General features: G+C 70.9%; 9 protein-coding genes. 2 read left to right on the forward strand and 7 right to left on the reverse strand.

Annotated elements, in window-relative coordinates:
* Positions 1–126 precede the first annotated feature (126 nt).
* Positions 127–339 carry a hypothetical protein gene (locus tag OG906_RS22375; RefSeq protein WP_329445236.1) on the forward strand — a complete coding sequence of 71 codons (213 nt, stop codon included), beginning with the start codon at positions 127–129 and terminating at the stop codon, positions 337–339.
* Positions 340–419: 80 nt separating this feature from the next.
* Here OG906_RS22375 and OG906_RS22380 read toward each other — a convergent pair whose 3' ends face one another.
* The 4 genes from OG906_RS22380 to pepN form a co-directional block, all read right to left on the reverse strand.
* Entirely contained in the window at positions 420–3755 is a 3336-nt protein-coding gene (locus OG906_RS22380; RefSeq protein ID WP_329445238.1) for a S8 family serine peptidase, read from the reverse strand.
* Between the two features lie 274 nt (positions 3756–4029).
* Positions 4030–4596: a CGNR zinc finger domain-containing protein gene (locus OG906_RS22385; protein WP_329445240.1), complete on the reverse strand. Its 567-nt coding sequence runs from the start codon at positions 4594–4596 to the stop codon at positions 4030–4032.
* Positions 4597–4754: 158 nt separating this feature from the next.
* On the reverse strand, positions 4755–5717 hold the full coding sequence (locus tag OG906_RS22390) for a hypothetical protein (RefSeq protein ID WP_329445242.1): 963 nt from the start codon (positions 5715–5717) through the stop codon (positions 4755–4757).
* 231 nt (positions 5718–5948) lie between these two features.
* On the reverse strand, positions 5949–8501 hold the full coding sequence (gene pepN / locus OG906_RS22395; protein ID WP_329445244.1) for an aminopeptidase N: 2553 nt from the start codon (positions 8499–8501) through the stop codon (positions 5949–5951).
* Between the two features lie 127 nt (positions 8502–8628).
* Between pepN and OG906_RS22400 the strand changes: the two genes are divergently transcribed.
* Positions 8629–9276 (forward strand): mycothiol-dependent nitroreductase Rv2466c family protein, encoded by a 648-nt coding sequence (locus OG906_RS22400; RefSeq protein ID WP_267798765.1) that lies wholly within the window; start codon positions 8629–8631, stop codon positions 9274–9276.
* 145 nt (positions 9277–9421) lie between these two features.
* On the opposite strand, the gene OG906_RS22405 is transcribed toward OG906_RS22400, so the two are convergent.
* The 3 genes from OG906_RS22405 to OG906_RS22415 all read right to left on the reverse strand — a co-directional run bounded on the left by OG906_RS22405 (position 9422) and on the right by OG906_RS22415 (position 13317).
* Positions 9422–10078 carry a superoxide dismutase gene (locus OG906_RS22405; protein ID WP_329445247.1) on the reverse strand — a complete coding sequence of 219 codons (657 nt, stop codon included), beginning with the start codon at positions 10076–10078 and terminating at the stop codon, positions 9422–9424.
* A gap of 241 nt (positions 10079–10319) precedes the next feature.
* Entirely contained in the window at positions 10320–11735 is a 1416-nt protein-coding gene (locus OG906_RS22410; protein ID WP_329445249.1) for an amino acid permease, read from the reverse strand.
* 184 nt (positions 11736–11919) lie between these two features.
* Positions 11920–13317 carry an amino acid permease gene (locus OG906_RS22415; RefSeq protein ID WP_329445251.1) on the reverse strand — a complete coding sequence of 466 codons (1398 nt, stop codon included), beginning with the start codon at positions 13315–13317 and terminating at the stop codon, positions 11920–11922.
* Positions 13318–13436 lie beyond the last annotated feature (119 nt).

Genomic DNA, 13436 nt, shown 5'->3' on the forward strand with positions numbered 1-13436 from the left:
CGTGCGAGCCACCCGCCACCGCCACCGGTCCATACCGGCGCCGGCCGCCCTCGCGGCCGTCTCCGTCGCCACATCCGTCCTGCGCCTTCACCTTCACCCGGTCCACCCCGGCCGGCGGGCACCCCGGTGCGCGGCACCTTCTCCTCGCCCGCCGAGGGATTCGTACCGAGCGCGGGCATCAGCCTGGCCGACGGTGAGGCGCTCGCCGCGTCGGCCGCCGGGGGCGAGGTGACGGTCCGCCTGGACCTGGACCACGAGCACGTCAAGAAGACCACCCGGAACGTGATCGCGCACGCGCTCGGCACCTACGCCGCCGACCTGAGGTCGCTGGGCCGGTAGGACCGAGGGGGACGAGGCGGAACGAGGAGGGGGCGGTGCTCGTCAGAGCACCGCCCCCTCTTCTTCAGGGTCCTACGGGGTTACGGCAGGACCTTCTCGATCTGCACGCTGCCGGTGCCGGCGGCGGTGCCGCGGGCGTTGAGCAGCTTGACCTGGCCGAAGAACTGACGGCCCTCGGGGGCCGCGCTGTTGACCAGGACGTTCGCCGAGACCTGCGCGGTGGCGCCGGTGGCGAGGTTCACCGCGGCGGCCTCGTCGACCTGGACGGAGCCCAGGGCGGCCGAGAAGAACACGTCGCGGTAGTCGTACGTGGTGGTACCGGCCGGGATCGCGTAGCCGATGACCTTCACGGAGTAGGTGCCGGCGGCCGGGTTGACCAGGCTCACGGCCTCCTCGGAGTCGCCGTCGGCGGAGGTGCCGACCTTGACGCCGTCCTTGTAGACCTCGAGGTCGAGGTCCGCGCCGGTGTCGGAGACCTTGCCGATCGCGACGTCGAGGCGGGAGACGCCCTCGCCGATCGTGACCTCGCTGGTCTGGGTCTCACCGTTGGCGATGGTCGGCTTGGCGACCTTCGCGGAACCGAGCGGGCCGCCCTGGAGCTTGCCGCCGGAGATGGCCGCGGCCTCGTTCTTGACGGTCAGCTGGACCGGCGCCGGGGTGCCCTGCTTGACCTCGGGCAGCACCTTGACGGCCGGGTCGAAGACCGCGCCGAGGACGGAGACGTCCAGCTTGTACGGGTTGTCGAGCAGCGGCGACGTACGGCGCGACTCGACCTCGATCTCCCACACACCGGGCTGCGGGTCGGCGTACGACCGCAGGTCGGGGCGGCAGGTGTTCGCCGGGTTGTTGTAGTTCGGGTAGCACTGGGTCGTCGCGCTGTCCTCGACGCCCACGCCGTACGGGTGGATCGAGATGAAGCGCGTCTGGCTGCCGTCCTTCAGACCGCCCAGGGCGACCTCAAGGGTCTTGGCGCCCTGCGGGACCGTCACGAAGTACGACTTGTGGCTGTTGCGCTGCACCGAGGAGGTGTCCGACAGCGTGAAGGACGGCTTCGCCAGCGGGGTGGCGGCGACGACCGTGGTGAGGATCTGCTTGTCGATGCCCTCGGTGGTCGGGTCGTCGAGCTGCAGGATGCCGCTGTGGACGCCGGCCGACTTGGCGTTGGCCTCGACCTTGATGGTGACGGGCTTGTTCAGCGGCAGCGTGACGTAGTCGTAGCCGCCGATGACCTTGAAGGTCCCGTCGTTGTTGCGCCAGGTCAGGTCGTGCCGCGTGCCGTACTTGACGCCCGTGGTGCGGGTGACGACGACGTCGTAGACCTTCTTCTGGCCGACCTTCAGACCGCCCTCGCGGTCGTAGAGGCCGGTGCCGAAGCCCGGGGTCTTCAGGAACTGGTCGATCGCGGTGTCGACCGGGGCCTTGACCGTGAACTCCTCGGCCTTGGCGTTGCGCTGGATGGACTCCCACGCGCCGACGACGTCGATCAGACCGGAGCCCTGGGCGTGCGCCGGGACGTCGGCGATCTTCTTCGCGGTGCTGGTGAGCGCCACCCGCAGGCCCGCCGGGGTCAGCGCGATGTGCTGCTGCTTGGCGGCCGAGATGAGCAGGGCGCTCGCGCCCGCCGCCTGCGGCGAGGACATCGAGGTGCCCTGGAGCATGCCGTAACCGGCGGGCAGGGCGTATCCGGCCTCGGCCACGGGCGCGCCCGGCAGCCAGGTCTGGATGGTGTTGATCGCCGCGCCGGGCGCGGTGATGGTCGGCGTGAAGCCGCCGTCCTCACGCGGACCGCGCGAGGAGAACGGGAACATGTTGTACTTCTTGCTCACGCCGGAGCCGTAGTTGGCCGCCCAGGTGTCCTTGGAGACGGCGGCACCCACGGAGATGACCTTGTCCGCGAGACCGGGGTCGCCGATGGTGTTGACACCGGGGCCCTCGTTGCCCGCCGAGATGACGAGCTGGACACCGTAGGTGTCGATGAGGTTCTTGTAGAGCTCGGAGCGCGCGTTGTTGCCGTCGTTCAGCGCCGGCAGGCCGCCGATCGACATGTTGACGATGTCCACGCCGCGGTTGACGACGAGGTCGATCATGCCCTCGGTCAGCGCGATGTTGGTGCAGCCGCCCGACCAGGAGCAGGCGCGCGAGGAGACCAGCTTGGCGCCGGGCGCCTCGCCGTTCATCTTGCCGCCGAAGAGGCTGTTGGCGGCGGTGATGCCGGCGACGTGCGTGCCGTGCTCGGACTCGATGATGCCGACGTTGACGAAGTCGGCCTTCTTGCCGACCCAGTCACCGCCCAGCGGGTCCATCGGGACGTCCTTGCGGATCTCGATCACGAACGGGATGCGCTCGGCGATCTCGGTCGCCGGGTTGTCCGTGCCGAAGTAGCCGATCTGGTAGCCGTCCTTGTACGGCTTCATCGGCTCGTTGTTCGTGAAGTCGCCGTCCTGGTCGGTGTCGACGCGGACGGTCCCGGCGACCGGGTCGTAGAGCAGGCCGAACCGGTCGGTGGTGTCGCCGTCGCGGTTGACGTCGCCCTTGGCGTCGCCGGTCGCGGTGATCGACTCGCTGAAGCGGCTCCACTGGAAGGTGCCCTCGGGGGCCTTCCAGCTCTGGCCGCCCGCGGTGAAGCTGCCGCCGGCGGGGGTGACCGGGGTGATCTGGGCGCGCCATGTGGCGTCGTTGTCCGTGATCGGGTCGGTCGCCGTGACCCAGTCGACGATCTTGCGCTCGCCGGTGGTGGTCTTCTGCAGGGCCGGGTGGCCGAGGTCGACACCCGAGTCCATGATGCCGATGGTCACGCCGCGGCCGTCGGCCTTCGGGTTCTTCTTGACGAAGTCCACCGCGCCGGTCTCGAAGGACGGGTTGTACGGGTTCTTCGCGGGGGTGTCCTTGCCCGGCGCCGGGTAGGTCTCGGCCGCGGTCTTCTTGGCCTTGCCGGCCTCCTTGCCCGCGTCGGGACGCGGGTCCGGGAGCTGGATCTCGTGCCGCAGGTCGATGCCGTGCACCGAGGACAGCTTGCCGGCCGCCTTCAGCGCGGCCTCGGCCTTGTCGGTCGGCAGGGTGGCGCGCACGTAGCCGAGCTTGTCGTACGTCCGGCCCACCGAGGCGCCCTGGACGGCGTCGAGCTGCTGAGCGACCTGCTTGGTCTCGCCCGGGGCGGTCGCGACCATGACGGTGACGTTCTTGTCACCCTTGGCCTTGGCCTCCTGGAGCAGTTCGGCGTCGGCCGAACCGAGCTTCTGGTCCGCGGACTTGACCGGCGCGGAGGAGCCGGGGTCAGTGGCTCCCGTCGCGGCGAAGACGGGAACGGCTCCGGTCGCGCAGAGCGCGGCCACCAGGCCTGCGGCGGCCGCGACGCGGGCGACGCGTCTGGCGCCGGGTATGGCCCCGGGCGTGGAGCTGGGGGATTCGAGGGTCATCAGCATCCCTGGCTAAGTGAAAGATACGGTCCGGATTTCGGTGCCGGATGACCGGTCAGCTTTGCGCAAGTGACAGCTGTTTGGGGAGTGTTGTCATTGACCGAGACCTGACATGGCGGACTCCCGCCGGCGCGGGGAACCCGCCAAGAGGCCCGGACCGGGGCATAGCGGGGCGACTCGCAGGGGTCGGAGAGTGGATTTATCGACTTACCGGTCGCATGTCGGCATCACGACGGACTTCAGCCGTGGGACAGGTGTGACAACTTTCGAGCGTTCAGCGCTCGCGCGTGCGCGCGTTGTGTCGCGGGCCTTCGGCGTGGTCGCCGCACGCCGTCGAGCACCACCGTCGGGTGCCGTCGCGCGAGACGTCGTGGAAGTGCAGCCCGCACGTCGGCGAGGCGCACACGCGGATCCGGTCCGGGGCGGTGCCCAGGAGCTCCAGGTGGCCGCGGACCGCGATCCAGGCCGGACCCCAGGTCGGATCGGCGAACTCGGCGCACTCGCCAGCGCCTTCGGCGGTGAAGGTGATCCGGATCCGGCCGTGCTCCAACACGGCGTCGAGCAGGGCCCGCGCGCTCGCGTCGGCCGGATCCGCGACGGCCCGTGCCAGGGCCTCGCGGGCGGTCAGCAGGTGGACGAGGGTCGCGGCGTCGGCCCGGGAACGGTCGGCCAGGCCGACGCTCTCCAGCCAGACCGCGAGCCCTTCGACCCGGGACAGTCCGGCGGCGCCCGCGAAGAGGTCCACGGGTTCCCCGTCCTGGACCCAGCGGGTGTTCAGCAGGTCGAGGGAGACCGGTTCCCCGGTCAGCGGGCGCGGGTCCGCGCCGGTCCGTGTCGTCATGCCCTCGTCTCCCGCCGCCCCTCGCCAACCCTGCGAGAGTACGTGACCGGCCGGCCCGGCCGGCGGTTCCGCGTCCGGGGCGCGGTCGCCGTCCCGGGATCGATCGCAGGCCCGGAACCGGCCGCCGTCCGGGGCGCGGGCGCTCGGGCGCTCGGGGCTCACCGGGGGAGGACGACCAGGTAGGCCGCGGGTTCGCGGTCGCCCGACGCCGTCAGCGCCGTCCGGACCACCGAGGCCTGCTGCTCGGGCCAGTCGCGGAGCTTGCGGGGGGTGAGGTGCAGGACGGTCACCCCGAGCCGCTCCAGCGTCTCGCGCTTGCGGACGCACTCCGACCACTCCTCGTCCTCGTCCTGGCGCGGGGCGCGGGTGTCGATCTCGATGGCGACGGCCTGCTCGGGCCAGTACGCGTCGACCCCGCCGAGGTGCGGGCCGCCGGGCAGGCGCAGGTCCACGTTCCAGACGGGCTCGGGGAGGTCGTGGCCCCGGACGAGCTGGTACAGCCGGTCCTCGGCGATGGCCCGGCCCTCGGCGAGCAGGGACTCGACGGCGTCGACGACGTGGGGACGGTTCAGCAGCCGGGCCACGGTCAGCTCCCGGACGACGGCGGCGGGTTCGCAGTGCCCGCTGCGCACCGCCTCGCTCAGCAGGCGGCGCACGACCCCGGCGTCGGAGATCCGGGCGACGGCGTCGGCGACGGCCCGGGCGACGGGGGCCAGGGGGATGCCGGCCACCTCCTGCGACCGGGGCGGGGTGTGGGAGCGCAGGATCCGCACGTCGCCGGTGGAGCGCAGTCGGCGGGTGCCGGGCACGAGCACGTCGATGTGCGGGAGTCCGGCGAGCGGGGGAGCGGAGGTGAACCGGTACAGCGCCAGGGCCGCCATCCCGGTGATCATGGCCTCGCCGGATCCGCGCCGGCCCGCGTACAGCAGCGCCGCGTGCAGCCGCTCCTCGCTGGTCGCGGTGCCGGAGTGGAGCAGGAACACCCCGGGCAGGATCTGCCGCCAGGGTCGCCCGGCGGCGTCGGAGGCGCTGACGCCGTGCTCGCGGAGCTGCGCGAGGGTGAGCACGCGGGGGCGGCTGCCGGTGAGGTGGGCGAGGGGGAGGGGCGTGTTGTGGTTCATGTGCCGGAGATTCCCGCAGGGCGGGGGCCCGCTAACCCTTGTTACAGTCCCGTCGACAAATCGGGACAACACCGCACTAAAGTACGGGCGTTCGACTGCCGATAGCGCCGTTCGTCCGAGGCCGTTCACCTGCGCGGACCCGGCCCGCCGGCCCGCGCCCGCCGACCGGCCCCCGACCGGCCCGCGCCCGCCTCGCGTACGAGACGGGCGCGGGCTCCGGGGCGTCGGAGGCTAGGCCGTCGCCGCCGCGTCGCAGGTCTGGGCGCGCAGGGCCCGGGCCAGGTCGTCGCGGGACTCCAGCACCAGTCGGCGCAGCGCCGGCGGGGCCGACTCGTGCGCGGCCAGCCACGCGTCGGTGGCGTCGACCGTGCTCTGCGAGTCCTGGAGGGACGGGTACATCCCCTTCACCACGTGCATGCCGATCTGGATCGACCGGTCGGCCCACACCCGCTCGATGGCCTCGAAGTAGCGACCCACGTACGGGGCCAACAGCCCCCGCTGCGAGGACTGCTGGGAACCGGAGATGGTCGCCTCGACCAACGCGTTCGACAGCGCGTCCGATTCCACGACCGCGGCCCACGCCTGGTCCTTGACCGCGGCCGACGGGCGCGCCGCCAGGCACCGGACCTGGTGCCGCTTGCCCGACGCCGTGTCGTCGCGGGCGAGTTCCGCGGTCAGGGCCGCCTCGTCCACCGCCCCGTGCGCCGCCAGCGGCAGCAGGAAGTCCCAGCGCAGCTCCTGGTCCACATCCAGCCCGTCGATCCGTGCCGAACCGTCCATCAGCCCCAGCAGCAACTGGAAGTCGCCCTCGGTCGCCGCGCCCGCCGCGAAGAACCGGGCCCACGTCAACTGGGACTCCGAGCCGGGCTCGGCCATCCGCAGCTCCTGGAGCGCGACGGCCGACAGGACCCGGCCGCCCTGCTCGCGCCAGTCCGCCGCCGCGTAGTGGGAGACCGCCGACAGGGCCTGCGCGTGCAACTGCTGGAGCACGCCGACGTCCGTCTCGCGCCCCGCGTGCGCCAGGACCAGGGACACGAAGTCCCGGGCGGGCATCAGCCCGTCGCGGGTCAGGTTCCACAGCGCCGACCAGCACAGGGCCCGCGCCAGCGGGTCGGTCAGGCTGCCCAGGTGCGAGCGCAGCGTGGACAGCGAGCGCTCGTCGAAGCGGATCTTGCAGTAGGTGAGGTCCTCGTCGTTGACCAGCACCAGGTCGGGCCGCTCCTGCCCGGCGAGTTCGGCCACGGCCGTCCGCGCGCCCGCCACGTCCGTCTCGGCGCGCGCGAAGCGCACCAGGGCGCCGTCCTCGATCCGGTACAGGCCCACCGCGACCCGGTGCGGCCTGAGCTCGTCGCCCTCCTGCACCACCGCGAGTTCGGTGATCCGGCCGCCCGCGTCGTGGGTCACCACCGGCGTCAGCGCGTTCACGCCGGCCGTCTGGAGCCAGGCCCGCGACCATTCGGCCATGTCCCGCCCGGAGACCTCGCCGAGCACCGACAGCAGGTCGTCCAGGGTGGTGTTCCCGTACGCGTTCGCCTTGAAGTAGCGCCGCGCGCCCTCCAGGAACGCCTCCCGGCCCACGTACGCCACGAGCTGCTTGAGGACCGCCGCGCCCTTGGCGTAGGTGATCCCGTCGAAGTTCAGCTTCGCGTCCTCCAGGTCACGGATGTCGGCCGTGATCGGGTGCGTGGACGGCAGCTGGTCGGCCCGGTAGGCCCACGCCTTGCGGTGGTTGGCGAAGGTGACCCACGCCTGGTCGAAGCGGGTGGCCTCGACGAGCGCGAAGGAGCCCATGAAGTCCGCGAAGGACTCCTTGAGCCACAGGTCGTCCCACCACTTCATCGTGACGAGGTCGCCGAACCACATGTGCGCCATCTCGTGCAGGATGACGTTCGCGCGGCGCTCGTACGAGGCCTGCGTGACCTTCCCGCGGAAGATGTACTCCTCCCGGAAGGTCACCATCCCCGGGTTCTCCATCGCGCCGAGGTTGTACTCGGGCACGAAGGCCTGGTCGTACTTCCCGAAGGGGTACGGGTAGTCGAACAGCTCGTGGAACAGGTCGAAGCCCTGCTTGGTGACCAGGAAGACGTCGTCCGCGTCGAAGTGCTTCGCGAGCCCCTTGCGGCACATCGCGCCGAGCGGGATCGTCAGGTCCCCGCGCGTGTAGGTGTCCGTCACGTAGTGGTACGGACCGGCCACCACGCAGGTGATGTACGTGGAGATCGGCGCGGTCTCGGCGAACCGGCGGGTCAGCCCCTCGCGGGACTCCTCGACGCCGTTGCTCCACACCTGCCAGCCCTCGGGCGCGGTCACCTCGAAGCGGTACGGGGCCTTCAGGTCGGGCTGTTCGAAGTTCGCGTACACCCGCCGGGCGTCCGCCGGCTCGTACTGGGTGTACAGGTAGACCTCGCCGTCCTCGGGGTCGACGAAGCGGTGCATGCCCTCGCCGGTCCGGCTGTAGGCGCAGTTCGCGTCCACGACCAGGACGTTCTCGGCGGCCAGCGCCTCCAGGGCGATCCGGGAGCCGTCGAATACGGCGGCGGTGTCCAGCTCGGTCCCGTTCAGGGTCACGGCGTTCACCGAGGGGGCGATCAGGTCCGCGAACGTGGTGGCGCCGGCGGCGGCCCGGAAGCGGATCGTCGTCACCGAGCGGAAGGTCCGGGGGCCCTCGGCCGGCTCGGCCTCGTCCACCGCCGACCGCAGGTCCAGGACCACCTCGTACCCGTCGACGGACAACAGTGCGGCCCGTTCGCGGGCCTCGTCACGGGACAGATTCTCTCCGGGCACGTGCACTCCTTCGTGCGTGATCGTCGTCTTCCGTCGAATCCTCGCACGGGGGGAATGCGGGGGGCCCCGGGCTGGTTGGCGAGGGGGAACACGACCAGAGACGCCTTTATGTGACTTGAGGAGAGACATGCCCGACACGCAGGTGCGCGAGAAGACCCCGGTCGATTTCTGGTTCGACCCGCTCTGCCCCTGGGCCTGGATGACGTCCCGCTGGATGCTCGAAGTCGAGAAGGTGCGCGACGTCGAGGTCCGCTGGCACGTGATGAGCCTCGGCGTGCTCAACGAGAACAAGCTGGACGAGCTGCCCGAGTCCTACCGCAAGCTCCTCGGCCCCGAGGCCTGGATCCCGGTCCGCGTGGTCATAGCGGCGCAGCAGAAGCACGGCTCCGAGCTGACCGGCAAGCTCTACACGGCGCTCGGCACCCGCATCCACAACGAGGGCCGCGGCAACACCCCCGAGGTGATCGCCGAGGCGCTGGCCGAGGTCGGTCTCCCGGTGGAGCTGGCCGCGTACGGAACCTCCGACGAGTACGACGAGGCCCTGCGCGCCTCGCACAACGAGGGCATCAACCGGGTCGGCCAGGAGGTCGGCACCCCGGTGATCTCCGTGCCCGGCGACAACGGCAAGGACGTCGCCTTCTTCGGTCCGGTCGTCACGCCCGCCCCGCGCGGCGAGGACGCCGCCCGCCTGTGGGACGGCACCCTGCTCGTCGCCTCCACGCCGGGCTTCTTCGAGATCAAGCGGACCCGCGACAAGGGCCCGTCCTTCGAGTAGTCCGAGAGCGGTACCCGGCCGGTCCGCCGGCCCGAGACCACAGAAGGCCCCCGCGAGTCACGTCCTCGCGGGGGCCTTCCGTTGGACACGCCCGCACGCGAAGGTTGAGAAGACGATCACGAGGCGGACGGGACGGTGGCGCCGATCAGCCCTTGGCGGGGATCAGCAGCGGGGTGTTGGCCTTGGCGTCGGCGTAGCGCTGGGAGACGTCCTGCCAGTTGACGACGTTCCACATGGCCTCGATGAAGTCCACCTTCTGGTTCTTGTACTGAAGGTAGAAGGCGTGCTCCCAGGCGTCGAACACGAGGACCGGCACGGAGGCCTGGCCGACGTTGCCCTGGTGGTCGTAGACCTGCTCCACGATCAGCCGGCCGCTGATGGGCTCGTACGCCAGCACGCCCCAGCCGGAGCCCTGCGTGGCGGAAGCGGCGAAGGTCAGCTGCTTCTTGAACTTCGCGAAGGAGCCGAACGACTCGGTGATCGCGTCGGTGAGGTCGCCCAGACCGTCGGCCGCGGTCGGCTCGCCGCCGCCCTCGCCGGTCTTCGGGCTGGCCATGTTGTGCCAGTAGATGCTGTGCAGGATGTGGCCGGAGAGGTGGAACGCGAGGTTCTTCTCCAGCCCGTTCAGCGCGCCCCAGTTCTCCTTGTCGCGCGCCTCCGCCAGCTGCTCCAGCGTGTTGTTGGCCCCGGTGACGTAGGCCGCGTGGTGCTTGTCGTGGTGCAGCTCGATGATCTGCGGATTGATCACCGGCTCCAGCGCCGCGTAGTCGTACGGAAGCTCAGGAAGCGTGTAGATGGCCATGCGTGTATCCGGTCCCCTCAGCGTGCCAACCGCTCATGGTGCGACAGTTATTGCAATCAATGCGCAACTGCACGCTAGCAGTATCTATTCCTGACGACGAGTAAGGGTCGCCTCTCTTGTCAAGCCCGCCGGAACGCCGAAAGCCGGGCCCATGCGATCGCATGAACCCGGCCTTCGACCAGGGGTGGAGCAGGGGTGGAACGGCGGTGGAGGAGTGGTGGGGCGGGAAAGTGGCGCAGGGTCAGGCCGTCGCGCGCGACCCGGCCCGACGCTGCATCACGTATCCGGCGACCGCGAGTGCGACGGTCAGTCCGCCGGTGAAGAGGACCTGGATCCGGGTGTCGTCACCGCGGACCATCAGCGCCAGCACGCCGACGACCCCGGCCAGTGCCACCCAGGTCAGGTACGGGAAGCCCCACATCCGCACGACCAGCCGCTCGGGGGCCTCCCGCTCCAGCCGGCGGCGCAGCACGAACTGGGAGACGGCGATGAAGCCCCAGACGACCAGGATCACGCCGCCGACCATGTTGAGCAGCCAGGCGAACAGGGTGTCCGGGTACCAGTAGGACAGCAGCACGGTGACGAAGCCGAAGCCCGAGGAGGCGAGCACCGCGCGCCGCGGCACGCCGCCGGAGGCCTTGCCGAGCGCCTTGGGGCCCTGCCCCCGGGCGACCAGCGAGTAGGCCATGCGCGAGGAGCCGTAGATGTTGGCGTTCATCGCGGAGAGCAGCGCGATCAGGATGACCACGTTCATGATCTCGCCGGCCGCGGGGATGCCCAGGTGGTCCAGGGTCGCGGCGTACGGGCCGTCCTCGGCCACCGCCGGGTCGTTCCACGGCAGCAGGGTGACGATGACCAGCATCGAGCCGACGTAGACGATCGCGATCCGCCACATGGTGGTCTTCACGGCCCGGGCGACGCCCTTGACGGGGTTGTCCGACTCGGCCGCCGCGATGGTCACCGTCTCCAGGCCGCCGTACGCGACGACCGAGGCGAGCAGGCCGACCAGCAGGCCGTCCGTGCCGTTGGGAAGGAAGCCGCCGTCGTGGAGCAGGTTCGCGGAGCCGGGGGAGGAGGTCCCGGGCAGCAGACCCAGGACGGCGAGCACGCCCAGGCCCAGGAACAGCGCGATCGCGCCGATCTTGAGGGCGGCGAACCAGAACTCGAACTCGCCGAAGTGGGAGACCGCCGCCAGGTTGGCCCCGCAGAAGAGCGCCATGAACACCAGCACCCACATCCACGAGGGGGTGCCCGGGAACCAGCCCGTCATGATGTGCGCCGCGCCGATCGCCTCGATGGCCACGCCCACGCACAGCAGGGTCCAGAACATCCAGCCTGCCGTGAAGCCCGCCCACGGGCCGATGGCGCGGTCGGCGTGCACGGAGAAGGAGCCGGAGGCGGGGTTGGCGGCGGACATCTCGCCGAGCATCCGCATCACGAACATCACGAGGATCCCGGACGCGGCGTACGCGATCACGATCGACGGGCCCGCGGCCGCGATGCCGGCCCCGGAGCCCACGAAGAGCCCGGCGCCGATGACCCCGCCGAGGGCGATCATCGAGAGGTGGCGCTGCTTGAGGCCGTTGCCGAGGGGGGAGGACCCCGGTTCGGTCGGCGGCGACTGCCGGTCGGACGGGTTCAGGGTGCTCTGACTCATGGGGGTGGTGCCTTGTCCGGTGCGGGGACGGGAGGGCGTCCAGTCTGCCGATCGTCCGATAAGCGGACATCCGACGTCCATCATGCGGACACTCGCCTCACAGGACGTGATCACCCCCGCGCGGAGACGGAACAGGCCCGGGACACCGGTCCCGGGCCTGTTCCGCGTACGGCGAGGAGGGGCGTCAGGCCCGCCGGGCCCGCAGCTCCCGCACCCCCGCCACGACCAGCACCGCGGCGGCCGCGCCCGTCGACCACAGCAACTGCGGCCGCGCCGAGTCGTCGAACAACATCAGGACCAGCACCACGGCCATCCCGACCAGCGCCGCCCAGGTCAGGTACGGGAACAGCCACATCCGCAGCGTCAGCCGCTCCGGCATCTCCCGCTCCAGCACGCGCCGCAGCCGCAACTGCGAGACCGCGATCAGCGCCCACACGAACAGCAGCACCGCGCCGACCGCGTTGAGCATGTAGAGGAAGACCGTGTCCGGCCACAGCAGGTTCAGCACCACCGAGACGAACCCGAACGCCACCGAGGCGAACACCGCCCGCCGCGGCACCCCGCCGCCCGAGACCCGCAGCAGCCCCTTGGGCGCCTCGCCCCGCTCGGCCAGCGAGAACACCATCCGCGAGGACCCGTACAGGTTGGCGTTGAGGGCCGAGAGCAGCGCCACGAAGACCACGATGTTCATGATCTGACCGGCCGCCGGGATGCCGATCGAGTCCAGGACGGCCACGTACGGGCTCTGCCCCGGCTCCAGCGAGTCCCACGGCAGCAGGGTCACGATGACCGCCATCGAGCCGACGTAGAAGAAGAGGATGCGCCACACCGCGCTGCGCACCGCGCGGGCGACCGATCGGGCCGGGTCGTCGGACTCGGCCGCCGCGATGGTGACGACCTCCAGGCCGCCGAAGGCGAAGACCACGGCGAGCATGCCGGCGACCACACCGCCCATCCCCTCGGGGAAGAAGCCGCCGTGGCCGGTCAGGTTGGCCGCGCCGATCGGGTCCGTGTCGGGCAGCAGCCCGAGGATGGCGAGGGTGCCCAGGATCAGGAAGAGGACGATCGCGCCGACCTTCAGCGCGGCGAACCAGAACTCGAACTCGCCGAAGTTCTTCACGGCGGCCAGGTTGCTCACGGTGAAGACCACCATGAAGATCAGGACCCAGATCCACTGGTCGACCGATGGCACCCAGCCGTTGGCGATCTTCGCGGCGCCGGTGGCCTCCACGGCGAGCACCACGACCAGCAGGAACCAGTACAGCCAGCCGGCGGAGAAGCCGGCCCAACGTCCGAGGGCCTTCTCCGCGTACACGGAGAACGAACCGGAGGCGGGCATCGCGGCCGACATCTCGCCGAGCATCCGCATCACGAGCATCGCGAGGACGCCCGCGAGCAGGTACGAGCAGATGATCGCGGGGCCGGCGATGCCGATGCCGGCGCCGGAGCCGACGAAGAGCCCGGCGCCGATGACGCCGCCGAGGCCCAGCATGGTCAGGTGACGCTGCTTCAGGCTGTGGCTGAGGGGTTCGGAAGGGAGCTCACCCGTGGTGGCGGGCGGGTCGGGCAGGAGGTCGCGCATGAGGAGTGCTCGTACTCTCGTTCGGCCTGGCGGCGGTGGGGGCTCCGCGACTGGTTGGAGGGAACCTACAGTCTCGCTGGAGGCCGTCCATCCGCGCAAAACGGACGTGCGGGCTGTAG

This window comes from Streptomyces sp. NBC_01426 (genome assembly GCF_036231985.1).
Taxonomy (GTDB): domain Bacteria; phylum Actinomycetota; class Actinomycetes; order Streptomycetales; family Streptomycetaceae; genus Streptomyces.